Source organism: Thalassospira sp. A40-3, from assembly GCF_015871485.1.
GTDB classification, from domain to species: Bacteria; Pseudomonadota; Alphaproteobacteria; order Rhodospirillales; family Thalassospiraceae; genus Thalassospira; species Thalassospira tepidiphila.
Genome location: NZ_CP065428.1, coordinates 3,509,269 through 3,535,939, shown reverse-complemented (window position 1 = coordinate 3,535,939; position 26,671 = coordinate 3,509,269). Strand labels below are relative to the sequence as shown.

Sequence of the window (26,671 nt, the reverse complement as noted above, 5' to 3'; positions counted from 1 at the left end):
ATGGAATTTCTTGTCGCAAGCAGTATTGGGCTTCTGACCACGTGCGGGACTTATTTGTTGCTGCGCGGGAGAACCTTCCCGGTGGTTGTTGGCTTGGCCCTGCTGTCCTATGCGGTGAACGTCTTCCTGTTCGCCATGGGACGTTTGACCATCAATATGCCGCCGATCCTGCGTGAGGGTGTCACCGAATATACCGATCCGCTGCCACAGGCGCTTGTCCTGACGGCAATTGTGATTTCGTTCGGTATGACGGCATTGATCGTTGTTTTGTCGATCCGGACTTTCCTTGAAATCGGTAATGACCATGTTGACGGTCGTCCGGTTGGCGCGCCATCCGAAGCAGGAGATAAAAACTGATGGGTGACTGGATTGTTGTTCCCATAGTGCTGCCCGCCGTGATGGCCGCCCTGATTGTCCTGGCGGTGCGTCACGATATCATTTTGCAGCGCGTATTTTCCATCACGGCCACGGTCGCCCTTGTGACCGTCACACTTTCGCTTCTGGTTTATGCCAGTGGCAATGGCCCGGAAATGTATGCGCTTTCGGATTGGCCGGCACCGTTTGGCATTGTTCTGGTGCTTGATCGTCTTTCGGCGATGATGGTGTTCCTGACATCGCTTCTGGGTCTTGGCGTTGTTCTTTTCGCATCAAGCGAATGGGACCAGCGCGGCAAGCATTTCCATGCCCTTTTCCAGTTCCAGCTGATGGGGGTCAATGGTGCGTTCCTGACCGGTGACATCTTTAACCTGTTCGTGTTCTTCGAAGTTCTGCTGATTGCGTCCTATGGCTTGATGCTGCATGGCGCGGGCGCAGAACGTTTGAAGGCCGGGATGCAATATGTCGTCATCAACCTGACAGGGTCTTCCTTGTTCCTGATTGGTGTCGGCATGATCTATTCCGTCACCGGGACGCTGAACATGGCCGACCTTGCCATTCAGGTCACCAATGTCGCGTCGGGTGATGCGGCCCTGCTGCGCGCCGGTGCGTTGATCCTGCTTCTGGTGTTCTGTGTGAAGGCCGCACTTGTTCCGGTTCATTTCTGGTTGCCGGGCACCTATGCCAATGCACCGGCACCGGTGGCAGCCCTGTTTGCCATCATGACCAAGGTCGGGGCCTATTGCGTGCTGCGTGTCTATTCGCTGGCCTTTGGCGATACGGCAGGCGACATGGCATGGCTCGCAGCGCCTTATGTCCTGCCGGCCGCACTGGTGACCCTGGTACTTGGTATGACCGGGGTTCTGGCGGCGAAGCGCCTTAACAGTCTGATCGCCTTTTCGGTGATCGGATCAATGGGGACCTTGTTGATTGCCATCGGGCTGTTTACGCCCGAAGCGATTTCGGCCGGTCTTTATTATATGCTGCATTCGACCTTCTCGGCGGCGGCCCTGTTCCTGATTGCCGATCTTGTGGTGTCACGCCGCGGGCAGTTCGGCGATAGCTTGCATACCGCGCCGCGTTTCCATCAGACCGGCTTCCTGGCTGTTCTGTTCTTTGTCGGTGCGATCGGTATGGCCGGGATGCCACCACTCAGTGGTTTTATCGGTAAACTTCAGATCCTTGATGCGGCACGCGATAGTGATGCCATGGTCTGGATCTGGTCGATCATTCTGGTGACGTCACTGATGTGTATCGTCGGTTTTGGCCGGGCGGGCAGTGTGCTGTTCTGGAAAAGTGCCTCCGTCGACGGCGAAATCACGGTCGAAGGTGCGAAATGGCCGGTTCTGCCGATCATTGCCAGTTGCGGTATGGTCAGTGGCCTGATTGCGCTGACCATTTTTGCCGGACCAATTACCGAGTATCTGAACGGTGTTGCGGCACAGTTGTTTGATACGTCGCATTACATCGAAGCGGTGCTGGGCGCAAACGCCCTGTCACTGGTCGGTCAATAAGGGGAGAGGATAGAAAGATGATAAAACGTTATCTGCCCCATCCGCTTTTGACACTTGTGCTGCTTGTTGTCTGGGTGTTCCTGGTCAATGAAGTCTCGGCCGGTGCGGTGATCTTTGGGCTTATTCTTGCGATCATCATTCCGCTGATCACGGCCAGTTTCTGGCAGGATCGACCGCGCTTGCGCAACGTCTATGGCATTTGCGAGTACGGGCTGATTGTGCTGTGGGACATTCTGGTGGCGAATGTGATCGTGGCTGGTTTGATCCTGTTTCGGAAGACCGAAAGTCTGGAATCAAAGTCGGTTGTCGTGCCGCTTGATCTGACCTCGCCAGAAGCCATCACAACCCTTGCCGGTACGATCACCATGACGCCGGGAACCGTGACGATTGATCTGAGTGCCGATGCCAAAAGCCTGCTTGTGCATTGCCTGCACGCACCCGATCCGCAGAGCGTGGTGGACGATATCAAGAACCGCTACGAACGCCGTCTGAAGGAGATTTTCGAATGATCGATTATGCACTGAATTTCGGCTTTATCTGCGTTGCGCTGGCACTTCTGATGAACCTATATCGGTTGACCGTCGGGCCGACCACGGCAGACCGGGTTTTGGCCGTTGATACCATGGCGATCAATGCCATTGCCCTTCTGGTGCTGTACGGGATCGGCAAGGCGACCGCGATGTATTTCGAAGGGGCATTGCTGTTTGCGATGTTCGGATTTGTTTCAACCGTGGCCTATTGCAAGTTCGTCTTGCGCGGCGACATCATCGAATAAGGGAGCGTAACGATGCCGTTTGTTGTTGAACTCATCATTTCGCTTCTGATCGTGATCGGCGGGCTGTTCTTGCTGGTTGGGTCGTTCGGGATGATCAAGTTGCGTGATCTTTTGCCGCGCCTGCATGCACCGACCAAGGCCAGCACTGTCGGGCTTGGCGGTGTCTTGATTGCGTCCATGCTGTTCTTCTGGATCGAACGCGGGAAATTCACCATTCACGAATTGCTGATTACGCTGTTTATCTTCCTGACAGCGCCGATCACCGCAAACCTGATCGCCAAGGCGTATATGTTGCTGAATGTTGATCCGAACAAGGAACTACCGCCCAGCAAACAGAATGAAGGTTGGGCAACCTTTGATCCGATCGGGCCAGAGGGGTATGACCCCAGCGAGGAATATCAGGAAAAGGAAACCTGAAAGGGTCAGGACCTTTGATGAATTCAAGCGGCACCGGGAAACCGGTGCCGTTTTGTTTTTAGGGTGTGTTGCCTGCGTGCATCCCAGTTGCTAAGACGAATGACAGAGAGGGACGGGACAGAGATCACCATGCCGGATTTTTCCATCGAAGATCAGTATCAGGGGCGTATTGCCGGGATCGACGAGGTCGGTCGGGGGCCGCTGGCTGGTCCGGTCGTTGCGGCGGCGGTTATCCTGCCGCGCGATGAACGTCTGCCGGTGGAGCTGCTGTCCGAGCTTAATGATTCCAAGAAACTCTCGGTCAAGAAACGTGATCACCTTTACGCGGTTATCATGAACTGTGCCGAAGTCGGCATTGGCGCGGCATCTGTGCGCGAGATTGACCAGATCAATATCCTGCAGGCGACCTATGTCGCCATGCGCCGTGCTGTCAGTCGCCTTGGGGCTTTGCCTGATCAGGCACTGGTCGATGGCAATCGCGATCCCGGGTTGCCCTGTGCGGTGGAAACGGTGGTGAAAGGCGATAGCAAGTCGCTTTCCATTGCCGCGGCATCAATCGTTGCCAAGGTGGTGCGTGACCGCGCCATGGCCCGCCTGGCCACGCGATATCCGTTCTTTGGTTGGGAAGGCAATGCCGGGTACGGGGTCAAAAAACATATGGCTGGACTGGGCGAGGTGGGCCCGACCGCCCATCACCGCAAAAGCTTCAAGCCGATTGCTGATTTGTTTGATGCGATGATGGATGGCCGCTAGGTCCGCTTTCACGGCATTTGGGCCTAGGCCACGGAAGTCTGGTTAAACGGCATGATGTGGGCACGCACCAGATCGGTGCCATCTTCTTCGCGGGTGATGGCTGCAAAGCCATCCGCATGACGAATGGCAACACGTTCCTGCACACGGCATTCACTGCGGAACTGAATATCCAGACTTTCGGGGTGAAAGTCCGGTCGACCGTCCGGACCCGCAACCCCCATGACCCATTGCATCAGGCGCACATTGTTGACGTGTCCATACAGATCAAGATCGGACGGCCGTGCCTTGATGTTATCCATGGTCGGCAAAGGATCGGTGGTAAAGACTGGTCGCAAAGGTGGCTCGATCAATTTGGGGCCGGGGGGATCGGGCAGGCGTTCGGCCACCCAATCGGGCCATTGGGCCGCACGACGGGTGCCAAGGTCAAACATCACCCAGAAACTTTGCGCGACACCGATGATTTCGCCCTTGCTATTGGTCAGGCGAAAGTCACGGGTAGCGACCCGGCGTGATACCCCCGACGGCCAGGTTTCAATCAGGATATCCTCGCCATTTCCCGGATAGTCGCGCATATGAATGACCATGCGCGCCAGAACCCATGCAATGCCCTGATCGACCGTATCATCATAGGCCAGTTTCAGGATACGCGCGCCCCAGCCAGCGGCATCCTGCATATAGTCGGCCAGTGCAGACATCATGACCTTGCCATTGTCGCCGATCTCGGAGTAACGAACGCGATAGGTTCCCTTCCACCCGCAATTGGCCGGAAGAGACGCTATTGAAATCCTGTTCCAGTCGATGGTCATGGCAGGCCTTTGTGTGGGGGCGATCAATAGGACGGTTTTTGTCGCATCTTCTTGGTGTCGCCGCGCTTCTTTTTGGAATCGACGCGTTTGCGTTTGGCAGAAAGACTGGGGCGGGTTTTGACCCGGTATTTTTTGCGTTCGGCTGCTTTGCGCAAAAGTGCCAGAAAGCGGTCGATCGCATCCTGCTTGTTGCGTTCCTGGGTGCGATGGCGCTGCGCGTCAAAAATGATTTCGCCGTCATTGGTCAGTTTGCTGCCGGCAAGTTCACGCAGGCGATTGCGCACATGCATTGGCAATTCGGTCAGGTCATCAATGCGCACACGCATCTGAACAGCACTGGATACCTTGTTGACGTTCTGCCCGCCCGGGCCGGAGGCACGGACAAACTGAAAACTCAGATGGCGTTCATCCAGATAGAGGCCATTTACAATTTCAAGCATGGGAAACCGTGCAGATTGTCGAACTGTTTCAAGGTGATCAATTAACTGAGTGTGATGGTCGGCGATTGATTGAATTTGCTGATTTCTATGCCTACATTAAGCTCTGCTTTAACCTGTCAGGGGTCGGGCTGACTGTAAACAGGAAATCAATGCTGCGCGTCTCGCATATCTATCTGGCCCTTGGGTGGCTTTCTGTTGGTCTTGGTGTGATCGGTATTTTCCTGCCGCTTTTGCCAACGACGCCTTTCATGCTGTTGGCCGCTTGGCTGTTTGCCAAGGGATCGCCGCGCCTGCATGACTGGATATGCAATCACCCGCGTTTTGGTTTGTCGATCCGTCAATGGAACGAATATGGCGTGATCAATCGACGTGCCAAAACTCTTGCGATGGTGGCGTTTCTGGTGGTGATTACGGCATCATTGGTGCTGATCGAGAACCGCTGGGTGGCGTTTATTCAGCTTCTGGTCGCCATTCCTGTTAGCTGTTTTATCCTGTCCCGCCCTTCGGAAGCCCGGTTGGCCAAGGTGCAGAACCCAACAGGTAGCAGTCAATAACGCTGGCAAAGGGCAGGGCTCTTAGCCTGCCTTTTTACGCGACAGTTCTTCCTGGCAAGTTTCTTCAAGTTTGTCGAGCTCATCAAGCGTTGCGTCAATGTCTTCACGTTGCTTGCGAAGTGTCGCGCGGCGTTCATTGACCTTGTCGACCAGTGTGGTCAGCTGGGTGATCTCGCTGCGATCACCGTCATAAAGATCCAGCAAATCGCGAATTTCCTTTAGTGAAAATCCAAGTCGCTTGCCACGCATGATCAAGCGCAGGCGCACACGGTCACGCTGGCTATAGATCCGGGTCTGACCTTGCCGTTCGGGCGAAATCAGTTCCTGATCCTCGTAAAAGCGGATGGTTCGGGTGGTGACTTCGAATTCGCGGGCAAGATCGGTGATGGTGTAGCTGTCGCTCATGGGGGCTCAATCATCTTTACGCTTACGTAAACTGAAAGCTACATGCTTTCGGATGCGGCGACAATCGACAAATCTTTTGGCAGCTCGACACAAAATGTGCTGCCCTGGCCGGGCTTGCTGGTGACATCGATGCCGCCACCATGGCGGTCGACGATCTTTTTACAGATCGCAAGACCAATTCCCGTCCCTGCATAATCCCCATAGCCATGCAGGCGCTTGAAGATTTCAAAGATGGTTTCGTGATATTGCTGGTCGATGCCGATCCCGTTATCGGCGACAAAGATCCGATAGCTATCGGGTGTTTCCGAGGCAAAAATCCGGACCTGACCGTTTTTCGGATCGCTGTATTTAAGCCCGTTTGACACCAGGTTCTGGAATAACAATAGCAACTGGCTTGCATCCCCCATGACGGTCGGCAGGTGGCCCTCGCGGATGATGTTGCCTTCGATGGTAGAACCGGCACGTCTGAAATTGGTGACGATGGCATCAAACAGATTGTCGAGCGGCACGGGATTGAACGGTTTGCCGTGGCGTCCAACCCGCGACAGGGTCAGAAGGTCATCAATCATCCGCTGCATGCGTTGCGTGCCATCAACCGCGTAATGAATGAATTCGTCAGCAGTTTCGTCGAGTTGCCCCTCATACCGCCGGGCAAGCAACTGCGTGTAGCTTGAAACCATGCGCAGCGGTTCCTGCAAGTCATGCGAGGCGGCATAGGCGAACTGTTCGAGTTCCGCGTTCGAACGTTCAAGTTCCTGCATCGTGCGCTGGATTTCTTTTTCGTGACGTTTGCGTTGGGAAATATCACGCAGCGTAATGATGTAGTGATAACGCTGATCGGCCGAAAAATGGCTGATCGCGACTTCAAGCGGCACGTTCCGACCACTGAGTGTCGATGCCAGTACTTCGATCACGCCGGTGCCAAGGTCGGTCAAAAGCCGGTTTGGCGGCGGCGGGGTCAGCGGGGTATGTTCGCTATCGGGTAGCAAGAACCGGATGATGTTGCGCAGTTCCGGATCACCCGTCGGACCGCAAAGCTCCTGCGCGCGGGAATTAAGCGGTTCGATGCTGCCATCGTCAGAGGCGACAAGAATGGCATCGATGGTGTTTTGCAAAATCGCACGTGTGCGGTCTTCGCTGCGTTTGGTTTGCGTGACAAGGTCGGCCAGCTCAGCGGCCTGCTGGCGCAAAAGACGGTCGCGCTGAACAGCCAGTGTGACGTCGCGAATGATCAATGAACAAAGCGTGCCATTACGCTTGGTCTGGATCGGATGAACACGAATGGATTGTTCCATACGATCAAAACTGGCGGCAAATTGCGGTAGGGGACGAAGCGGCAAGGCACCCTGATTGAGTGAGGGCGAAATGACAGCCGGCATGCCGAATTTCAGGCAATCTTCAATCGCAAGGCTGACACGGCCCAGTTTCGTGTCGGGAAACACATCGTGCAACGCCTTGCCCATCACCTGATCGGCATCCTTGCCCGACCGGCTTTGCATCCATTGGTTCCAGTGGCAAATCGTCCCGTCCGGGGCAAGCGCAATCAGCCCTGTATCGGCCGTATCAAGCAGTGCTGCAAAAAGATCAGCAGCATCGCTGTCACGGTTCAGATCAAATGACGGAGGTTGGTCCCCCTTAGCGGATTGCGACTTTGTCATTCACCTCTCACCGGTTATCCAAGGGAGTTGGCCAGAAAACGCCGCACCAGTTCACGCAACATCTGGATGGACTCCAAGTCCATCACAAACAGAACATAGCCATCGATATCGTTCTGACGCAGCATGAATTGTACATGCAAAATCATCAAAACGGGATTCGTGGCAGCACTGCCCCCTGCGGTGTCATCGTCAAGCAATGCACGCGTTTCGCGTTTGCGAAACGTCGGCATGGAGCAATTGATCGGTTCACCCAGCACGTTCGAAATACTGCCAAGGCAAGCATTGAGGATAATGTTGCCGACCTCCATCAGGGCTTCCTGTTCAAGATCGGTCAGCGTATCAAGCGGCACGTCAACCTTAAGCAAGCTACGGACAAGCTCAAGGCTGCGAACTTCCGGGAAGACAAGCATGGCTTCACCGGTAAACGGTCCATGAAAACTTTGACTGACGGCAGAAACAACTTCGGTCGGGGCGTTGGCCAGTTCGCTGTCGGAAAACCGTTCGACAAACGAGATGGCAGGCACGGTCAATTCAACAGGCTGATCAACCATTTCAGAAAGGGACGACGCGGCACGCCCGACACCAATATTGATCAGTTCACTAATTGTATCATGTTCAAGTTCGGTCAGTTCGATCATCGGGTTGCTTCCCGCGACATGATGTAGTCGCGAATTTTATCCTCAGTCGGGGGCTTTGCGATGAAATCAAGGCCAAGGTTCTCGGCCTTGTTCTGGATCTCCTGTTGAATATTGGCAGTCAGAAGCGCAATTACAGCCCCGGGGAACCGGCTGCGCAGCTTTTCGCCCAGTTCAAGCCCATCCATGCCCGGCATGTTGAAATCAACCAGCATGTAGTCATAGGTTTTGGCGTCAACCATCTCAAGCGCCTTGGCGCCATCCTCGGCCTCGTCGATTTCCCAATTGGCAAAGTTGCTGGAAATGAATGCCTTGACCAGAAGGCGGGCAAACTTGCTGTCATCAACGAGCAATACGGATTTGGTGTTTGGCATTTTCATCTCGATTTTGCGGGGCAGTGGTGGCGAAGCATCTATCAATTGGGCATGTCTGGCGGGCTAGATTTCACTCGACATGTCGATCGATGGTCGTCGAATGTATTGGACAATTTCTTCGGGCGGCAGCGGAGTTGCGATCAGGAAGCCCTGGACTTCATCACAATTGCATTCCCGCAAGAAATTCATTTGTTCCTGGGTCTCGACCCCTTCAGCGATAACCTTGAGGCCAAGGTTGTGCCCCATCGCAATAATGGTGCGCGTGATCGCGGCGTCGTCTGTGTCGATGGTGACATCCCGAACGAACGAACGGTCGATCTTGATGGAATTGATCGGCAACCGTTTGAGATAAGCGAGTGACGAATACCCGGTACCAAAATCATCAACCGCGATCTTTAAACCAAGATGGCGCAGCTCATCAAGGATGGTGGCCGCCTTCTTGATTTCCTGCATCATCGCCGTTTCGGTGACTTCAAGCACAATACGGGCAGCTGGTGTTGCTGTCTCGGCAAGGATGCGTGAAATCGTCTCGGTGATGTGGCCCTCGATCAACTGCCTTGGGGATAGATTGACCGCAATCGGCATCGGTGGAAGTGACTGTGCCTCCCATTCGGAAATCTGGCGGCAGACTTCGCGGAAAACCCATTCGCCAATTCTGCTGATCAGGCCGGTTTCCTCGGCAACCGGAATAAACTGCATTGGCGAAATATAGCCTCGGCCCGGCTGCTTCCAGCGAATCAGCGCTTCAAGGCCGCAGACCTGGTTTGTCCGCAGATCGACCTTCGGCTGGTAATGCAGTTCAAATTCATCCTTCACCAGAGCTTCGCGCAGATCATTTTCGATCACAAGGCGCGCCATGGCACTTTCGTTCATGGTCTTGGTAAAGAAGTGATAGGTACCGCCGCCGCTGGATTTTGCACTATACATTGCGGTGTCGGCATTGCGCATCAGGGCTGGAAAATCCTCGCCATCAGATGGATAAAGGGCAATCCCGATGGACGGTGTGACAAACAGAACGCGTCCCTTGATGTCAAAGGCCGGTGCCAAGGCATCAAGCACAGCCTGCGACAGAATGACGGCATCCTGCGTTTCCTTGAGGTCAGGAATAATGATCAGGAATTCGTCGCCGCCCAATCGGCCGACAATTTCCTGTCGCCCGATCACGCGTTGCAATCTGAGTGCGACGGCCTTGAGCATCAGGTCACCGACATCATGACCAAGGCTGTCATTGATCACCTTGAAACGATCAAGGTCAATGAACAGGATTGCGGTGGCGCCGCTGCGCTCGGACGCATTGTTTTTATGGGTGTTCAAGGCTTCCGACAGGCTGCGTTCAAGCATGCTGCGGTTGGGCAGGTTGGTCAGCGTGTCATGATTGGCCATATAGACCAGTTGTTCTTCGTAACGCTTTCGCACGGTGATGTCGTTCAGAACAGCCGTCATCAATGGTGTTGCGCTATCGGGGATCAGGCGCAATGCAATGGAAACATCGATTTCCTTCTGATCGGCGCGCACAATCGGCAGGGTAAAGCGTTTTTCGACGGCCTCGGCACCGGGGGCGTGTGCGGCGAGTTCTTCCAGACTGTGTTCGAGAAGCGGCACGGCACGCGGCAGCAGGAATTCATGTAGTGTACGGCCCTTCGGTGTCTCATCACGCATCAGGCCGAGGATCTCTTTGGTTGCGGCATTGCATTCGACAATGCGACCCGTCGGCGTGATTGTCAGAATGCCGTCCGCGACATTTTGAACGATGGCGCTCAGGCGGCTTTCACGATCGCGGACCTTTTGCTGGCTTTCAAGCAACCTGTCGAGTGTTGATGAAACCCGTTCGACCAGGCCACGTGTTGTCTGCAGGATCATGCCAAGTTCATTGCGGGCATGGTGCGGCGGAATATTGATGGCAGCAGAGTCTGGCTTTTCCGGATCGATTTGGCGCAATTGTGCGGCAATGCCCAGAAGCGGTTTGGTCAGTGTGATATAGAAAAAAGCAACCAGAACCAGACCAAGCAGCAGATTGCGCACAATCCCCGACAACAGAATGCGCGAAGCACGGTTGATGAAACCCTCTGCGATCATGTCGGTATCGATCTTGACACTAAGATGGCCGACCAGACCGTTTGGTCCGTCTGTATTCAGCGGGATTTCGTATTCCTGATTTTCCCCAAACATGATCTGGGTCAGGAATGTGCGGTTGGAATTGATTGGCTGTTCGGTCTTGCGTGCCAGAACATTTTTGAAGTTGTCGCGAAGCTCGGCCTCGTAGACAGGCTCATATTCAAACAGGCCGGAAATAACACGGGCTGCGAGTGTTTCATCCAGACCATATGCGGCCTGGGTCGCAGACTCGCGCAGCGTCGCAAGAACCTGGTTTACGGTTCGGTCAATCAGGTTCTGTTCTTCACGAAGATCCCAGACAATCTGAATGCCACTGAATAACAGGCCGATCAGCAAAGTAAGGCCGACCGCAATCCTTGCCTGTTTGACAGACAAGCGATCGCGCCATCTAAGCCGTTGTTGATCAAGGCCTTTTTCCGGCAATCCGATCCCCACAGTTTCTTCTGTTATACCCCTTGCGAAGCAGACTATGGCTTTGCGGGGGTAAAAGCAATTCTCCGCGGGATTTAGGAACTGGAAAAGCCGCGAGAAATCTGTATGTTCTGCGCTGCACTGCAGCGTTGAGGGCGAACTCGAAGCAGTCGCCACGCAGCCTGTCAGTGCGTCGTGAAGAAAATACTACGTAAAAAATTAGGGTTTTATTGGAGTTGCACACAACTGCTGTGCGTGATAACCCAATTCCCGAGAGAGAACATGGCCGAAAGCGGGTGCAGCCGCAATCTGGCCCCGCAACCTGTACGGAGTTACACCATGACCTATGTGGTGACGGAAAACTGCATCAAGTGTAAGTATCAGGACTGCGTCGAGGTTTGTCCCGTCGATTGCTTCTATGAAGGTGAAAACTTTCTGGTGATTCACCCTGATGAATGCATCGATTGTGGTGTTTGCGAACCGGAATGCCCCGCTGAAGCGATTATTCCCGATACCGAACCGAATCTGGATAACTGGTTGGAAATCAACCGTAAGTTTGCAGAGGTTTGGCCAAATATTACCCGCAAGGGCGATGCGCCTGCCGATGCGGATGAATGGAATGGCAAATCCGGCAAGACCGAATTGCTGTCCGAAGCCCCGGGAACGGGCGACTGATTTTTGGGCTAACCCCCGATATTTCATGCGATTTTTGACCCACTGGTTTGCGCCAGTGGGTTTTGCGCATGGCTGCATTGAACGACTTGCCGGGAAAATTCCTGTAAACTGATGGCGTGTTGTGTTATGGTTCACAATTCGCGCTAAGGGCTCGACAGGCTCGTTCCGAAATGTCGGATTTCCGTATTTGAATTTCCTGTCTGAACCGCGACTTTGCCAAAAAGCTTGGTCGCGTGCAGCTCTTTGCGTCGCTGGTTCTGTAGTGTTGCAGTTGAATGACCAGGCCTGATTGGGCCGGAAGGATGCTTGATGTCGGATAAGTTGCCGTTTGCTGTTGGCGATTACGTTGTTTACCCCGCACATGGCGTTGGCTGTGTTGATGGCCTGGAAACCCAGGAAATTGCGGGGCAGGAATTGCGCCTTTATGTAATTACCTTTGAATCTAGCCGCATGACCTTGCGCGTGCCGGTGAACAAAGTTGGCAACTCCGGTCTGCGCAAGCTGTCCTCGAAGAAACAGATGGATTCCGCGCTGATTACCCTTAAGGGCCGCGCGCGTGTGAAACGCACCATGTGGTCCCGCCGTGCGCAGGAATATGAAGCAAAGATCAATTCGGGTGACCCGGTTTCGATCGCCGAAGTCGTGCGCGACCTTCACCGCAGCGCGACCCAGCCGGAACAGTCCTTCTCCGAACGCCAGATCTACGAAGCAGCTTTCGAGCGCCTCGTTGATGAACTTGCCGCGATTGAAAAAATCGACAAGGACAAGGCTTCTGGCAAACTCGAAAAGCTTTTGCAGAAGGCTGCCTGATTGCGAAGGGCCCTTCAGACAACTATTTATAAAAACCGGCCCGCGATATACGCTTGGGCCGGTTTTATTTTTGTTTTGGGCAGGTTACAGCGATGAGTACAGTTCTGGCGCCGATCAAGCCGGCTGAGCGAATCTGGGTCGTCGGCGCAATCAATGGTGATCATGGCGCATTGTGCGCCGTTCACCAGAAACTTGCGCAACATATGAAACCGGGCGACAGGCTTGTCTATCTTGGCAATTACTGGGGCGATGGCACGGCCGAAAATGTCGTCGCAACCATCAACGAGCTGTTGCTGTTTCGCCGTTTCTTCATTGCCAAGGATGGTGTTGATATCAGTGATATCGCCTTCCTGCGCGGTGCAGCCGAAGAAATGCTGTCCAAGTTGCAGCAGATCCAGTTTGCCCCAAACCCGGGCGAGGTTTTTGACTGGATGCTGACCCGTGGCATCGCCGGACCAGTGCGTGCCTATGGCTTTGATCCGGTCAGTGTCCAAAGAACCATGCATCAGGGCGCACATGCGATCTCGCAGTGGACCTCGGGCTTTGCGGATGCCGTGCGTCGCCATAGCGGCCATAACGCATTGATGTCTGATCTGAAGCACGCGGCCTATTCGACAGATGGGCGCCTGATCTTTGTTCATACAGGGCTGGATGGCTCACGGCCACTGACAGGCCAGACGGATACCTTCTGGTGGGGCGGATCAATGTTTGAAGCCATCACCGAACGGTATTACGACTGTGCCCGTATTGTGCGCGGTGCATCCCAAGGTCAGACAGGCTTGCAGGAACGCGAATTTACCCTGTCGCTGGACGGTGGTGCAGGCCGCGGTGGTCATTTAATCGCGGTTGCCCTTGATGGACAGGGTGCCGTGATCGAGCAGATCACGAGCAGTTAGACTTTCCGTTATCCCCTCGGGGCAGGGCGCAATCGAAAAAGAAAAAGGCAGCATTAATATGCTGCCTTTTGTCGTTTTGGGTTTGGATAGGTTGGCGTTCTAGTGCCGAACCACCTTGACCAGCGACCCGACCGCCGGGGCCTGCCCATCGCGAAGGCCGTTGATAGTTGCAAAGACATCTGCTGGTGCCTTGTCGACTTCCATGTCGTCGATAAAGGTCTGCAGGTCATATTCCGGGTTTACGGCACGTACCTTGATGCGAAGCGGGGTATAGATCTTCTTTTCCCGATCGGTGAGCGGGCGGAAGCTATAGGTCGTGCGGCGCAGTGGCAGGTTATAGCTATCAGCCTGATCAAGCGGTGTGACAAACAGGAACTGATAGGCCGAGCTGCCATGGCGGATCACAACCACGCGCAGGCGTGCAGGACCCGAACGCAACGAGATATCAGCACTGCCGGTGGCGGCTTCCTGACCTTCGATGTCGAGTATTTCAATATTGCGAATGGCGATCTGTTTCGAGAACCCGTTTTGAAGATAGCTATCAAGGCGCATGTCCTTTGCGCCCGGCGCACCTTCGAAGATGATCTGCGCACCTTTGCCATCGCGGGCGATAACGGCATTTGGCTGGTTGGTCATTGTGAAGCCATCGGGGACTTCAAACCGGAAATTCAATGGCACATGGACGAATTCCTGTCCCCGGACATAACCCTGATCCGGGCCGTCGCCATACAGAATACCGTCAATTGCCGTCATATAGCGCACAGCACCACTTTCCGGATTGGCAACCGCGGTGACATTGGCGCTTTGATGGGCCTGTTCAATACGATCAAGCGTGCGCGGATGGGTTGCCATGAAATCATACTGATCGACATCATCGGGGGATCGACCAGCAAGTTTGGCCTGAAGTCGTGAATGGGCACGAAGCTTTTCAAGGAAGGTCGCCATGGCATCTGGGTCATAGCCCGCACGCGTGATATAGCGAATGCCAAGCATGTCGGCTTCGAATTCATGTTCGCGCGAGAAGGATTTGAGGTATGCGTTTGCCCCGGTGCCAATCAGCTCGCCAGCACCGTTTCCGACGGCAACGGCCAGACCACCCGCCAGAATTTGCGTCAGCACACCACGGCTATAACGTTGTGCGGAATGGCGGGCAACGACGTGGCCGATCTCATGGGCAAGGACGCCTGCCAGTTCTGCCTCGTTGGTGGCAAGGGCCGCCAGACCGCGCGTAATATAAACGTATCCGCCTGGCAGGGCAAAGGCGTTGACGACCGGGGAATCGAGGACCGTGAAGGTGAATTTCTCGTTCGGGGTTTCCGAAACCGCGACCAGCTTTTCACCGACTTCTGTCACATAGGTCTGCAGGTCCTTTTCGGTGTATTGACCACCGAATTCCTTGACCATTTTCGGATGTTCCTGCGAGCCGATCTGTTTTTCCTGCTCGGGCGACATGAAGGCCGTAAAGCTGTCTTCGCCGGTCGCCCGGTTGGTCGAACATCCGGCAACGGCAGTACTCAGCGCAATGGCCGCAAGCACACCTGCAATATGTTTATGTGAACGAAAGTTCAGCCAGCCCATTGATATCTTTCCTCGTGTCCTTTGGCCGCGTAAGCTGTGGCGCAATATATTTGCAAAACCAACCGGGAATTGGTAGCGCGTGTTCCTTGATCATTCAATCTTTTCGCATTCACCGATAAAGCATCAAAAATGGGGAAATTTTTGGGCCGGATCGACATTGGTGTGGCGTAAATGCACATTAATGCTGCTTGTTGTCGTCTTTTGCGGGGTCAATCTACCCGTGATGGCCGCAGATTGGCGCTGTGGGGCTGACATCATCGCGGGTGATGCTCAAACGCTGCTCTCAACGGATCCGAGACCGGTTTGGCATGACGTGCAACTTAATATTGAAGCGGTTGATGCATTCACTGCCGCCGAGCTGCCGGGTAAATCATTTCGGCTGGCAGATATTGCGTTTGTACCGGGATATGAAGACGCGGCACGGGCATGGCTAGAACAGGCCAGTACGAACAAGGTTTCGATCACGCCGCTGGCCGAAAGGTCGGACTTTCTCGGGCGACTACCGGTTCGCATTCAAGATGAAGGTGTCGGCGATTGGCATGCAGAACTTGTGGCTGCCGGTCTCGGGATGCTTGTTCCTGAAAGCAGGCAGGATGTGTCAGAGCTGATCGGGATCGAAGACACCGCAATAGAAAATCAGTCTGGCATTTGGTCCGACCCGAGCCCAGAGACAGCTTATTACGTGCGGGCCCATGATGCAGGGGCAGAGAATATCCCGATCGCCCGTGATGCAATCGGCAGATTTGCCGTGATTGATGGCACGATCAGAAGCATCGAACATCAGGAATGGCGTAGTTATCTTAACTTCGGATCGAACTGGCGCGAAGATTTCACCATCGCACTCGATGCCACCTTCCGGGATGCAGTCGCCAACGGCGAAGACTTTCAAGACATCCTGCAGGATTGGGTCGGGCAGGAAGTTCGGGTACGTGGCGTGATTGAAAATCGCGGTGGCCCTTACATCACGCTTGAAAACCCGTTCTGGCTTTGCCTCGCCCGATAGTCGGGGGCGCAATAGAGCTTGTTCTTATACGGTCGTTTATGCGACTTCTTGTACGCGCCGCCACCGGCGAAAAGACAGCGTCCCATTTAATAAAGAAAAGGTCCTTCGCGTGCTCTATCCCGAAATTTCGCCCCATCAGTCGGGTTGGTTACCTCGTGAAGACGGTCACGAGATTTACTGGGAAGAAGTTGGTAACCCCGATGGGCTGCCGGTCATCTTCCTGCATGGCGGCCCGGGTGCGGGTATTTCGCCTAACAGCCGCCGCTTCTTTGATCCGGAAAAGTACCGTGTGATTTTGTTTGATCAGCGCGGGGCCGGAAAATCACGCCCGTTCGGTAGCCTTGAAAATAACACGACCGATCATCTGATTGGCGATATCGAAGCCCTGCGCAAGGAACGCGGCATTGATCGCTGGCTTGTGTTTGGGGGCTCGTGGGGCTCGACTTTGGCGTTGGCCTACGGTCAGGCGTGCCCGGAACGCGTCACAGGCTTTGTCTTGCGCGGTATCTTTCTTGGCACGACATCCGAAATCAAATGGTTCATGGAAGGCATGGGGCGGTTCTTCCCCGAGGCAGAGCGCCGCTTCCTTGATGCTGCTGGTTTCAAAGACAATCCCGGTTATCAGCCCTTGCTTGACCGTTATGCCGATATCTTCTCTGGCAGGGATGGTGAAGACGCGGCCATTGATGCCGCACGCGTGTGGTCAGCCTATGAGGCAACATGCTGTACGCTTCTGCCTGATGATGGTCTGGTCGAGGACTTTGAAGGCGATCAGATCGCGTTGGCGCTGGCCAAGCTTGAACATCATTACTTTGTCCATCGCTGCTTCTTTGAAGAAGACCAGTTGATCAAGAACGTCGGTCGCATTTCCCATGCACCGCTCGTCATTGTTCAGGGGCGTTACGACGTTGTGTGCCCGCCGGTTTCGGCCTTGGCACTTCACAAGGCGTGGGATGGTTCTGAGCTGGTCATCGTTGATGATGCCGGGCATGCGGCCAGTGAACCCGGGATTATCCGGGAGCTTGTGCTGGCGACCAACCGGTTCGATGGCAAGAAGTTTGTGTAAAATTAACCGACAAGCAGCATTGTGTTGTTGAGTTTGAAGCACGGTTGGGTAGTATATCGAACCGATTGATCTAGTGGGGACTTGGTTAATGAAGTTGGTTTTGGGGAAACTGCTTGCAGTTTGCGTACTGTTTGGTTTTTTGAACACCGCACAAGCACAGCAAATTCTTGGAAATGATAACGATTCCGGACTGCTTGAATTTTCGACCGGTATGGTCGACATCACGCAGGACGAAGAAGCTGCAGAATTTCGTCTGAACTACCGTGCACAGCACGCGATGTTTGATGTCACCCGCCCGATCGGTGGTGTGATGGTCACTTCCGAAGGTGCCGTTCACGGTTATGGCGGTCTGGCTGTTGACGTTCTGTGGGGCGATCATTTCGTTTCCAGTGTCTATACCTCGGTTGGTGCATACCATCAGGGCAATGGTGAAGATCTTGGTCACTGGATCGAATTCCGTTCGGGGCTTGAGCTGGGCTTCCGCTTTGACAGCCACGAACGTCTCAGCCTTGGTATCTCGCACATCTCGAACGCCAGCATCGGTGACGAGAACCCGGGTACAGAAATCCTGTCCCTGACCTATTCCTTCCCGATCGAGCGCCTGTTCGACTAAGGCGATCATCGATAAAGGTTTTACTCAGCCGAGGGTGATCACATCCTCGGCTGATTTGCGTTTGGGGCAATATCCGTCCCCTCGTGGATTGATCGCCATCGGTTTTGCTGCTAATGGAAAGCTGCCTTTTGGCAGTGCGCCCGTAGCTCAGCAGGATAGAGCACCAGATTCCTAATCTGGGGGCCACAGGTTCGAATCCTGTCGGGCGCACCATTTATCCCCTATGACCAAAAGAACAAAGCATGCCCTGGTGCAGGGCTTGAAGCCCGATTTCATACCGCGTCCTGTGGCGGGTTTTCTTTGAACCATTCAACGATCTTCGGCATATTTTCTTCAAAGGCGCCGGGCGCAAAAATGTTCAGCACGCCCGCCTTTTCTCTGCTGCGGTTTTCGAAATCGTGCTGAATGCCGGCGGGGACGTATATAAAGCTGCCTTTTTCTGCTTCTTGCCAATCTTCACCGATCAGAAAGCTCATTGTACCCTCAAGCACATAGAAAATCTCGTTCCCGTCATCGTGGGAATGCGCGCCAATACCTTTGGTATTTGGCTCCATCCACCATTCAGAAATGGAATACTGATTGGCTGTTTCCTGACCATCGGCCTTAAAGTCGGCTTTAATTCGACCCATGTCGTAGCTGCGGCCCTTGCCTTGTTTCGGGAAAATCGCCTTCTGAGTGTCACAATCTGACATCGTTTCCGGTCCCTGGCCTGCACACTGCCTTTAAAGAACTGTAGTGATATCATAGGTTGATTTTGCGAATGCAGAAAGATGCTCAATGATTTTGTGTTTGCAATTCGGAACGCTTGAAAAACAACCACTTCTTTCTCATATCGGTAGAAAGGGGGCTTGGTTGCGATCCACTCCGTTTGGCTCCCGATAAAACCGATCTGGGAGGATCACATGACGAACTGGATCAGGCTGCCAAACAGCGAAGGTCAATGTGTCGCGCGCTCTGATGGGCAAGGCGACCAAAAAACATATCAGCGCGAAGTCGGGCGTGCCGGTTTCTCCGGCCCTTCTGCGCAAATTTATCATCGTCACCCGCCGGCCGGCTGGGCGACATTTGAAGGTCCTTTGCGACCACGTGCGTTTTCCCTTGGCAAGCTCTCACCAGGCCCGGCTTGTCCATTGCAAGCCCGCCGGGTGCTTCACAATGATCATATGGAAGTACGTTACTGGAAAACTGAAAGCAAAATGCATGCGCTTGCCCGTAATGCGGATGGCGATACGCTGATCTTTGTTCACAACGGGTCCGGGGCGCTGTTTTGCGATTACGGTCATCTACCCTATTGCGACGGGGACTATATCCTTTTGCCGCGTGGCACCGCCTGGCGGATTGAACCATCTGAACTTTCGGAATTCATGATGATCGAGGCAACGGCATCTGCCTTCAAGCTGCCGGATGCATCACAGGGTGGGCCAAGCGCGATTAATCCGATGCTGTTTAGCTTGCCCAGAATTGATGACGCCTTCATTTCCCAGCAAGACGATGCCTTCTGGGAAATTCACATCAAGCGCCGCGGGCAGGTTTCGACCCTGACTTATCCGTTCAATCCGCTGGACGCGATTGGTTGGGAAGGCGATCTTTGTGTGGTGAAACTGAATTGGCGCGACCTTGCAAAACATCGCTCCGAAGGTCAGAGAACGCCGCCCGCAGCGTCGTGCACCTTTGTCACAGAAACCTTTTCAATCAGCACCTTCATCCCCAAGGTGGGAGAGGGCGAGTCCGGCATCATGCGTGTGCCGTTCTATCATTCGAATGAAGATGCTGACGAGTTCATCTTTTATCACCGGGGCGAATTCTTCAGCCGCGGCGAGATAAAGGCCGGCATGGCAACATTCCATCCAAGCGGTTTCCCGCACGGACCGCATCCAAGCGCCTATCAGACAAAGATGGTAAAGGCACCGGTGGAAACCGAAGAAGTGGCCGTCATGATCGACAGTCGGGCATTCCTGACGGTTGATGAATCCATTCCGGACGGCGCAGAATGGAAGGCGTATGTGAAAACGTGGGAAAAAGCGCAAGAGACACTATAAGGACTTGCTGACATTCGGTGAAAAATGGCAATTTGGCGCCGCCAGTTGATCGTGGTAATTTCGGGGAAGGTTGTTAATGTATTTACCACCTTGTCGGGGTAGTCTGAGTTGTCCCGAGGATTTCTGGCCAAAATGACAAAATGTTCATTACGTACTGCTTTCTTACGCCGGGAATCCTGCCCTTAAAGGGGCGTCAGGGTGACCACCAGACATTATAGCGCCGATACCGCTTAGCCAAAGCCAAGAATGAATAAACAGAAGATCGTAAATTCCGTCAGCCACAAATCTCCTGAACCGCATGAGGTGCCGGACGATCCTTTGGCGTGTTTGCCGCAAACATTTGCTTCGCGCGGTGTCAGGACTCCCTTTACGACCAAAACCCTGCGTTACGCGCGCGTTTCCATTGGCAAGGCCGGACGGAAAATGATCATGTTGCCCGGTCTGTCTGGCGGACTTGGCACCTATGAATTACCGCTCGATACATTGCGCGAAGTGTTCGATCTTTCGGTTCATGACCGTATGCTTTACGACCGCCTTATCGAGTTGGAGGATGTACGTCCGCAAACGGTTCTGGAGCATAGCCGCGACGTTGGCAGTACCGGCGTTGGCGGGGTGGAGCTGGCGCGCACCTGCACGCGGCGCAACTGGACGGAAAAAGCATCACGCGAACTTGGGCAGATGGCGGTTCTCCATCAGGCCCTGCGCCAACTCGGTGGTGATGCTGTCAAGGACATGAAGCGCGAAGAATTGATGACCACCGAAGGTCAAATTCGCGCTCGCCGGGCGCTGAACCGCTTTGCATCCGAGCACAAGGTCGCCAATGACACCATCATTGATAGTCTTGGCGAATGGAGCAAGATGATCGCCCCGGTTGGTCTGGACCTTGAGGGATGTCAGGGCCAGCTTCGCGTTCTGGCCAACGGGCTTAAGAAGTTCGCCCAAGATATCGAGGAATGGTCAAATTCCGAACAGTCCGACTTCCGGTTTATGGCCGGGCGTATCGTCAGTGCGACCCGTTCGACAAGTAATCATGCCTTGAAGCGCATCGAGGAAGTTGATAGCTGGAACAGCGAACTTGGCAAGGTTCTGACGGATTGGGAAACTGCCAAAAAGGCTATTGGTGAAACGATTGAGTATCTCTGGTGGCTGCTTGATGGTTGGCAGGAACTGATTGATGTCTGGGATAGGCGGTCTCTTACGGATCGCGCAAAACAGCGCGAAACTGTTGAGGAAGTCGCAAGTTTTGCGCCGGTCTTGCCGCTTTCAGAGATTGAGAAGTCCGAACAGCAGTTCTGGGCTGATGTCCGTGTTAATCAGATGCTTTGGGCTGGTGAATTGCGTAAGCTGGGCAGTGGTGAAATTGACGCCGATATGATGGATCGTCTCGAACGCTTCAGGAGACAGTCGGCATGAAGATTGAAGACGCCGGAAAGCTTGGCGTTTCGCAACTTGGCAAACTGTTTGAATCGCTCAGCAGTAACGAAATTGCCCGCTTCACGCGCGCGATCGAAAGCGATCGTGCCGATCCCAAATTGCCATTGCCCCATGAAGCCATTCTTCAGATCCTGCGCCCGCGTCTGGCATCGCTCAAACCGGAACGCTATCCGACACCGATGCGTCAGTTCTGCGATCCGTTTGAAGATCTGCTGACCTCTGGCGAGCCGAATGAAAAAAGCATCCGGATCAGCCGGTCATCACTGATGCCAATCTGGAATGTTGTGGTGGAATCCGGTGGTCCTGAGTTCCAACAGGCGATGAAGGACATCGACAAGGCTGCTGCGACCCGCGACACTGCAAAACTTGCCATCGCCGAGCGTAAGCTTTGGCAGATAGGGGCGCAGACGATTGAGAATCAACTTGAAAATTCTCATACCGGGGTGAAGCAGGAACGCGCATTGGCAACCCGTCTTGGCTCGCGCATTCATCTTACGGCCTTTGCCGAAGTCGGCAAGATCTTGCGGGTTGGCGACGAAATTGCGCAGTTGCGTGAACGCTTCCCGTCCGCACCGATCAGGGTGCTTGATGCAAGCGATGTGAAATGGTTGCGTGACCTGTTCATGTCGATCTCAAAGGATAAGCCCGGGCTTGAGCCGATGTTCCTGCTCGCGGTTTTGGCGCGCCTTTTGCGGCCGAGCGAGTTGTTCAAGCTGATCCGTGTGCTGTCGACCAAGTCTGATGACCGCACGATCGAGAAAACCAACCTTGCTGAAACCGGTGATCTGATCATTGACCTGTTGGCCGAGACAGTAACCGAGATTGAACAGGGTGTCGGCACCGGCAAGGACGAAGCCCACATCCTGTCACTCGCCCGCTGGTATGCGTCGGAATTTGTCCGCATCACGCGCGAATTTAAAATCCGCAAGGATGGCCGTTGGGGTGAAAAGCTGCTTGAAACCCGTCGTCGGGTATCGCGCGCGCTTGCCGATACGATGTTTGGCGCAACGCCGGAACGCGTGATCGATGCCTTGCCAAAGCTTGAAGCGGCTCAAGGCCCTGGATCGGGGCGTGGTGCACTTGCCCGTCCGATCTTCTCGCAGGAATTCGATGACGAGAAAGTCCTAGCCGCTGAAAAATCGGCCGAGGCAATTGCCGAAACCGCCCGCATTTCCGATGTGCTTGCCGCCCAAAGTTCGGCAGCAAAGGCGGTGGTGGAGCTTAAGAAAAAGCTCAATCAGATCGGTCGTGCAGGCGTTGACAGCATGCGTCGACTGACACCCGAAGAAGTTCCGAACGCGCAGCGAAACTTGATGGCCACGGTACGCTTGCTTGAGATTGTCGATGGTCCGGAAGATGCTGATGTGCTGCGCCGCCGCGGGATGAATGCACTGCGTGCGCTATCAGCCGATCAAAAGGCAAGCTGATCAGGCCAGTTTGCCTTGCATGGCAATTTCACGGGCAAGGTTCTTTACCGTATCAAGTTGATCAAGCCAGTTCATAAAAGCCCGGATCTTGGGAAGCCGCGCGCGGCTTTTCGGGCAGCAGGCGTAATAGTGAAACGGACTGGCCTTGGGTTGGCCGAACGGGGCAATGATCCGGCCGGTTGCCAGCTCATCGGTGATCGCAAAGGTCGGTAACAATGCCACACCAAGTCCGGCAACGGCGGCCTGCATGGCCATGGTGAAATGCTCAAACTTCGGTCCGTTTTCACCGTCAATATCACTAAGCCCGCTTGCCGCAAGCCAGTCGGCCCAACCGCGTGGCCGGGTCGCGATATGCAACAACGGAAAGTTTCGCAAGTCTTCTGGCTGTGGCGTGCGTCCCAGATTGGCAACCAGTTGCGGGCTGCAGATCGGGACCATTTCCTCGCCATGCAGGATGTGGGCATCAAGTTCTGACCAGTTTCCTTCGCCGAACAGAACTGCGATATCGATCTGTTCACGATCAAAATCGGGCATGCCGATCCGCGAAATGAAATTGATCGCAATGTCGGGATACTTGGCTCGAAAGTCAGGCAGTAATGGAATAAGGCAGCGCGATCCGAATGTCGGCGGCGCGGCAACCGTCAAAACCCCGCTTTCCGATCCACCCGACAAAAGGGTCAAGGTCGCACTTTCAAGCTGATCAAGGGCCGGTCGGATGGATTGCAGATAACTTTCGCCTTCTGGCGTTAAGACCAATCGTTGCTTTTCACGGGCAAAAAGCTTGCAGCCAAGCCAGGTTTCAAGGCCTTGTATTTGGCGACTGACCGCACTTTGCGTCAGATAAAGTTCCTCTGCGGCGCGCGATGCGCTGCCAAACCGGGCAGTCTGTTCAAAGCAACTCAGTGCCTTCAGGCTGGGAATGCGACGGGCCAAGACGATATCCTGATGTGATCAATTCAGGATAGTTTATGAGTTTTTTGCATAATCTGCATCACTTTTATCATTTGCAAGTTGGCTGGTGAGTTCCTAGCTTTAACCCATAAGCAACTAAGCTTTTCAGGGGTAGCGTCATCTCGCCCTTCTATGGCGCTGCCCCTGCTTTCTGTAGAAAAATTCATAAAGGACCATGTGAATGGCAAGCCGCGCACCGTTTCATTGGGAAGATCCGCTCCTGCTTGAAGAGCAGTTGAGCGAAGACGAACGCATGATCCGCGATGCGGCCCGTGCATATTGTCAGGAAAACCTCCAGACCCGCGTTCTGGAAGCCAACCGTCATGAGATTTTCCATCGTGAAATCATGACCGAGATGGGCGAACTTGGCCTGCTTGGCCCGACCATCCCCGAGGAATACGGCGGACCGGGTGTCAACCATGTCGCCTATGGTCTGGTGGCCCGCGAAGTTGAGCGCGTTGACTCCGGTTATCGCTCGGCAATGTCGGTGCAGAGCTCGCTTGTGATGCATCCGATTTATGCTTATGGCAGCGAAGAACAGCGCAAGAAATACCTTCCGAAACTGGCGACCGGTGAATGGGTTGGTTGCTTTGGCCTGACCGAGCCGGATCACGGTTCGGATCCGGGCGGCATGAAAACCCGTGCACGCAAGGCCGATGGTGGTTTCACCCTGTCGGGTGCCAAGATGTGGATCACCAACAGCCCGATCGCAGACGTATTTGTCGTCTGGGCCAAGGATGACGAAGGCGTCATTCGCGGCTTCATCCTTGAAAAGGATATGAAGGGGCTGTCGGCACCGAAGATCGAAGGCAAGTTTTCGCTGCGTGCGTCGATCACCGGCGAAATCGTCATGGACAATGTCTTTGTGCCGGAAGAAAACATGCTGCCAAATGCCAAGGGCCTTGGTGGTCCGTTCGGTTGCCTGAACAAGGCACGTTACGGCATTGCATGGGGTGCGATGGGCGCTGCTGAATTCTGCTGGCACGCCGCACGTCAGTACACCATGGATCGTAAACAGTTCGGCCGTCCGCTTGCGGCGAACCAACTGATCCAGCTGAAACTGGCCAACATGCAGACCGAAGTCACCCTTGGCCTGCAGGGCGCGCTTCAGGTTGGTCGTCTGCTTGACGAAGGCAAGGGCGCACCGGAAGCCATTTCGCTGATGAAGCGTAACAACTGTGGCAAGGCGCTTGATATTGCCCGTGTTGCCCGTGACATGCATGGCGGTAACGGTATCGCCGATGAATACCATGTCATTCGTCACGCGATGAACCTTGAAGCGGTCAATACCTACGAAGGTACCCATGATGTTCACGCCCTGATCCTTGGGCGGGCGCAGACCGGAATTCAGGCCTTCACCGCAGAGGCTTGATACCAAAAGCTTGATCGGGCGGCGGCAGAAATGTTGTCGCCCGATTTGATTCCAGCTGCTTTTTCCCAGCTGCCTTTTCCAAGTCGATATTTCGGGATATTCAGATGACTGGCGCACTTTCCGGGCTTCGTGTTCTTGACCTTTCGCGCGTACTGGCCGGGCCCTGGGCCAGCCAGACCCTTGCTGACATGGGGGCAGAGGTCATCAAGATCGAACGTCCCGGTGCCGGTGATGATACCCGTGGCTGGGGGCCGCCCTTTGCCAAGGATGCCAATGGCAATGACACCACCGAGGCCGCCTATTACTTGACGGCGAACCGGGGCAAGAAGTCGCTCACCATCGATATCACCAAGCCCGAAGGCCAGGAAATCGTGCGCAATCTTGCGGCTGAAAGTGACGTGGTTCTGGAAAACTTCAAGGTCGGCGGGCTTGCCAAATACGGCCTTGATTATGCGACCCTTTCCAAGGTGAACCCGAAACTCGTCTATTGCTCTATCACGGGCTTTGGTCAGGACGGCCCCTATAAGGATCGTCCGGGCTATGATTTCATGATTCAGGGCATGGGCGGGTTGATGAGCATCACCGGTGCGCCCGATAGTGCCCCGGGTGGGCAGCCGATGAAGGTTGGCGTTGCGGTTGCCGATATCTTTACCGGGCTGTATGCCACGATTGGCATTCTTGCGGCCCTGCGCCACCGCGATGCAACCGGCGAGGGGCAGTATATCGATCTCGCCCTTTTGGATGTGCAGACCGCCGTTCTTGCCAATCAGGCGATGAACTATCTTGCGACCGGCAATGCGCCGGGCCGCCTTGGCAATGCGCATCCCAATATCGTGCCTTACGAAGCCTTTCCGACGGCGGATGGCTATCTGATCCTGGCGGTTGGCAATGACAGCCAGTTCAAAAGCTTCTGCGCGGTCGCGGGGCTGGATGCCTTGCCGCTTGATGAACGCTATGCCACCAACCGCAACCGTGTGGCCAATCGCACCGAACTGGTGCCGCTAATCCGTCAGGCAATGGTGACCAAAACCACCGACGCATGGATTGATGTGCTTGAAAAGGCCAATGTACCGTGTGGTCCGATCAATACCCTTGATCGTGTGTTTGATAACCCGCAGGTCAAGCATCGCGGTATGGTCAAGCAGCTTGATCATCCGACGGCCGGAACTGTCCCGACAGTTGCCAACCCGATCAAGTTTTCCAAAACACCGATCACGGATGAAAAAGCACCGCCGATGCTGGGGCAACACAGCGATGAAATCTTGCGCAAGGTGGCTGACCTTAGTGACGGCCAGATTGCCAAGCTGCGTGACGCCGGCATTGTCTGATCTGATGGCCATGTCCGTGCGTTTGGTGTCCTCTGATTGCCTTTCTGTCCCAGAAGTCCTCGTTTTGCGGGAATAGTGCGCTGCACATTATTTTGTAAAGTGTCTATATGACGCAATCAGAACCAGTTTGGATGCCATTTTAAGGCGGATATTGCGGAACTTCTGCAAATATCGGCGCTTTCTCGACCACTGGATTGCAAGTCTCTGTAGATTTTATATCATTTTACAAAATACAAATTCGGGGAAG

The 26,671-nt window shown here is 54.4% G+C and carries 28 protein-coding genes and 1 tRNA gene; 19 read left to right on the top strand and 10 right to left on the bottom strand.

Features of this window, described 5'->3' with window-relative positions; all coding sequences use genetic code 11:
* The 6 genes from IT893_RS16265 (at nt 1) to IT893_RS16240 (ending at nt 3,834) form a co-directional block, all read left to right on the top strand.
* Entirely contained in the window at nt 1–357 is a 357-nt protein-coding gene (locus tag IT893_RS16265) for a Na+/H+ antiporter subunit C (protein WP_064779809.1), read from the top strand.
* Complete coding sequence (locus IT893_RS16260; RefSeq protein ID WP_197145998.1) at nt 357–1,889, top strand: monovalent cation/H+ antiporter subunit D; 1,533 nt, start codon at nt 357–359, stop codon at nt 1,887–1,889. The genes IT893_RS16265 and IT893_RS16260 overlap by 1 nt, the downstream gene beginning before the upstream one ends.
* Nucleotides 1,890–1,906: 17 nt before the next feature.
* Entirely contained in the window at nt 1,907–2,398 is a 492-nt protein-coding gene (locus IT893_RS16255) for a Na+/H+ antiporter subunit E (RefSeq protein WP_064779807.1), read from the top strand.
* On the top strand, nt 2,395–2,664 hold the full coding sequence (locus IT893_RS16250) for a K+/H+ antiporter subunit F (protein ID WP_063088598.1): 270 nt from the start codon (nt 2,395–2,397) through the stop codon (nt 2,662–2,664). Before IT893_RS16255 ends, IT893_RS16250 begins: the two co-directional genes overlap by 4 nt.
* A gap of 12 nt (nt 2,665–2,676) precedes the next feature.
* Nucleotides 2,677–3,081: a Na+/H+ antiporter subunit G gene (locus IT893_RS16245; protein ID WP_064779806.1), complete on the top strand. Its 405-nt coding sequence runs from the start codon at nt 2,677–2,679 to the stop codon at nt 3,079–3,081.
* A 129-nt stretch (nt 3,082–3,210) separates the two neighbouring features.
* Complete coding sequence (locus IT893_RS16240) at nt 3,211–3,834, top strand: ribonuclease HII (protein ID WP_197145996.1); 624 nt, start codon at nt 3,211–3,213, stop codon at nt 3,832–3,834.
* A gap of 23 nt (nt 3,835–3,857) precedes the next feature.
* Here IT893_RS16240 and IT893_RS16235 read toward each other — a convergent pair whose 3' ends face one another.
* On the bottom strand, nt 3,858–4,640 hold the full coding sequence (locus tag IT893_RS16235) for an acyl-[acyl-carrier-protein] thioesterase (RefSeq protein WP_197145994.1): 783 nt from the start codon (nt 4,638–4,640) through the stop codon (nt 3,858–3,860).
* A 23-nt stretch (nt 4,641–4,663) separates the two neighbouring features.
* A complete protein-coding gene (arfB, locus tag IT893_RS16230) occupies nt 4,664–5,080 on the bottom strand; it encodes an alternative ribosome rescue aminoacyl-tRNA hydrolase ArfB (protein ID WP_064787466.1) in 417 nt (138 codons plus the stop codon).
* A gap of 149 nt (nt 5,081–5,229) precedes the next feature.
* On the opposite strand from arfB, the gene IT893_RS16225 reads away from it, so the two are divergent.
* Nucleotides 5,230–5,634 (top strand): YbaN family protein, encoded by a 405-nt coding sequence (locus tag IT893_RS16225; protein WP_063088603.1) that lies wholly within the window; start codon nt 5,230–5,232, stop codon nt 5,632–5,634.
* A 21-nt stretch (nt 5,635–5,655) separates the two neighbouring features.
* On the opposite strand, the gene IT893_RS16220 is transcribed toward IT893_RS16225, so the two are convergent.
* The 5 genes from IT893_RS16220 to IT893_RS16200 all read right to left on the bottom strand — a co-directional run bounded on the left by IT893_RS16220 (nt 5,656) and on the right by IT893_RS16200 (nt 11,196).
* Nucleotides 5,656–6,039 (bottom strand): MerR family DNA-binding transcriptional regulator, encoded by a 384-nt coding sequence (locus tag IT893_RS16220; protein ID WP_064779803.1) that lies wholly within the window; start codon nt 6,037–6,039, stop codon nt 5,656–5,658.
* A 38-nt stretch (nt 6,040–6,077) separates the two neighbouring features.
* Nucleotides 6,078–7,697: an ATP-binding protein gene (locus tag IT893_RS16215; RefSeq protein ID WP_197145992.1), complete on the bottom strand. Its 1,620-nt coding sequence runs from the start codon at nt 7,695–7,697 to the stop codon at nt 6,078–6,080.
* A gap of 14 nt (nt 7,698–7,711) precedes the next feature.
* Nucleotides 7,712–8,335: a chemotaxis protein CheC gene (locus IT893_RS16210; protein WP_197145990.1), complete on the bottom strand. Its 624-nt coding sequence runs from the start codon at nt 8,333–8,335 to the stop codon at nt 7,712–7,714.
* Nucleotides 8,332–8,706 (bottom strand): response regulator transcription factor, encoded by a 375-nt coding sequence (locus IT893_RS16205; RefSeq protein WP_064780019.1) that lies wholly within the window; start codon nt 8,704–8,706, stop codon nt 8,332–8,334. The genes IT893_RS16210 and IT893_RS16205 overlap by 4 nt, the downstream gene beginning before the upstream one ends.
* A gap of 63 nt (nt 8,707–8,769) precedes the next feature.
* Nucleotides 8,770–11,196, bottom strand: a complete 2,427-nt coding sequence (locus IT893_RS16200) for a bifunctional diguanylate cyclase/phosphodiesterase (protein ID WP_252723982.1) — start codon at nt 11,194–11,196, stop codon at nt 8,770–8,772.
* 375 nt (nt 11,197–11,571) lie between these two features.
* Here IT893_RS16200 and fdxA point away from each other — a divergent pair, with 375 nt between their 5' ends.
* The 3 genes from fdxA to IT893_RS16185 all read left to right on the top strand — a co-directional run bounded on the left by fdxA (nt 11,572) and on the right by IT893_RS16185 (nt 13,613).
* Nucleotides 11,572–11,907, top strand: coding sequence for a ferredoxin FdxA (gene fdxA, locus IT893_RS16195; protein WP_007090191.1), 336 nt, complete (start codon nt 11,572–11,574; stop codon nt 11,905–11,907).
* 309 nt (nt 11,908–12,216) lie between these two features.
* Nucleotides 12,217–12,717: a CarD family transcriptional regulator gene (locus tag IT893_RS16190; RefSeq protein WP_008889261.1), complete on the top strand. Its 501-nt coding sequence runs from the start codon at nt 12,217–12,219 to the stop codon at nt 12,715–12,717.
* A gap of 92 nt (nt 12,718–12,809) precedes the next feature.
* Nucleotides 12,810–13,613: a hypothetical protein gene (locus IT893_RS16185; RefSeq protein ID WP_197145976.1), complete on the top strand. Its 804-nt coding sequence runs from the start codon at nt 12,810–12,812 to the stop codon at nt 13,611–13,613.
* A 99-nt stretch (nt 13,614–13,712) separates the two neighbouring features.
* On the opposite strand, the gene IT893_RS16180 is transcribed toward IT893_RS16185, so the two are convergent.
* A complete protein-coding gene (locus IT893_RS16180) occupies nt 13,713–15,191 on the bottom strand; it encodes a M48 family metalloprotease (RefSeq protein WP_197145974.1) in 1,479 nt (492 codons plus the stop codon).
* A 313-nt stretch (nt 15,192–15,504) separates the two neighbouring features.
* Between IT893_RS16180 and IT893_RS16175 the strand changes: the two genes are divergently transcribed.
* The 4 genes from IT893_RS16175 to IT893_RS16160 all read left to right on the top strand — a co-directional run bounded on the left by IT893_RS16175 (nt 15,505) and on the right by IT893_RS16160 (nt 18,086).
* On the top strand, nt 15,505–16,194 hold the full coding sequence (locus tag IT893_RS16175) for a hypothetical protein (RefSeq protein ID WP_197145972.1): 690 nt from the start codon (nt 15,505–15,507) through the stop codon (nt 16,192–16,194).
* A 109-nt stretch (nt 16,195–16,303) separates the two neighbouring features.
* A complete protein-coding gene (gene pip / locus IT893_RS16170; RefSeq protein ID WP_197145970.1) occupies nt 16,304–17,260 on the top strand; it encodes a prolyl aminopeptidase in 957 nt (318 codons plus the stop codon).
* 88 nt (nt 17,261–17,348) lie between these two features.
* Nucleotides 17,349–17,873, top strand: a complete 525-nt coding sequence (locus IT893_RS16165; RefSeq protein ID WP_064779796.1) for an acyloxyacyl hydrolase — start codon at nt 17,349–17,351, stop codon at nt 17,871–17,873.
* Nucleotides 17,874–18,009: 136 nt separating this feature from the next.
* Nucleotides 18,010–18,086 (top strand) — tRNA-Arg (locus IT893_RS16160).
* Between the two features lie 59 nt (nt 18,087–18,145).
* Here IT893_RS16160 and IT893_RS16155 read toward each other — a convergent pair.
* Nucleotides 18,146–18,565 (bottom strand): cupin domain-containing protein, encoded by a 420-nt coding sequence (locus IT893_RS16155; RefSeq protein WP_197145968.1) that lies wholly within the window; start codon nt 18,563–18,565, stop codon nt 18,146–18,148.
* Between the two features lie 471 nt (nt 18,566–19,036).
* Between IT893_RS16155 and IT893_RS16150 the strand changes: the two genes are divergently transcribed.
* From IT893_RS16150 to IT893_RS16140, 3 genes are all read left to right on the top strand, one after another.
* The gene (locus IT893_RS16150; RefSeq protein WP_252723981.1) at nt 19,037–19,912 is read left to right on the top strand and encodes a homogentisate 1,2-dioxygenase; all 876 of its coding nucleotides are present in this window, start codon (nt 19,037–19,039) and stop codon (nt 19,910–19,912) included.
* Nucleotides 19,913–20,335: 423 nt separating this feature from the next.
* Nucleotides 20,336–21,325: a hypothetical protein gene (locus tag IT893_RS16145; protein WP_197145964.1), complete on the top strand. Its 990-nt coding sequence runs from the start codon at nt 20,336–20,338 to the stop codon at nt 21,323–21,325.
* Nucleotides 21,322–22,773, top strand: a complete 1,452-nt coding sequence (locus IT893_RS16140; RefSeq protein WP_197145962.1) for a hypothetical protein — start codon at nt 21,322–21,324, stop codon at nt 22,771–22,773. Before IT893_RS16145 ends, IT893_RS16140 begins: the two co-directional genes overlap by 4 nt.
* Here the strand turns inward: IT893_RS16140 and gcvA are convergent, their stop codons facing one another.
* On the bottom strand, nt 22,774–23,706 hold the full coding sequence (gcvA, locus tag IT893_RS16135; RefSeq protein WP_197145961.1) for a transcriptional regulator GcvA: 933 nt from the start codon (nt 23,704–23,706) through the stop codon (nt 22,774–22,776). It abuts the gene before it with no gap.
* 199 nt (nt 23,707–23,905) lie between these two features.
* Here gcvA and IT893_RS16130 point away from each other — a divergent pair, with 199 nt between their 5' ends.
* Together IT893_RS16130 and IT893_RS16125 are read left to right on the top strand one after the other, a co-directional pair.
* Nucleotides 23,906–25,096: an acyl-CoA dehydrogenase gene (locus IT893_RS16130; RefSeq protein ID WP_197145959.1), complete on the top strand. Its 1,191-nt coding sequence runs from the start codon at nt 23,906–23,908 to the stop codon at nt 25,094–25,096.
* A gap of 104 nt (nt 25,097–25,200) precedes the next feature.
* Nucleotides 25,201–26,424, top strand: coding sequence for a CaiB/BaiF CoA-transferase family protein (locus IT893_RS16125; RefSeq protein WP_197145957.1), 1,224 nt, complete (start codon nt 25,201–25,203; stop codon nt 26,422–26,424).
* Nucleotides 26,425–26,671 lie beyond the last annotated feature (247 nt).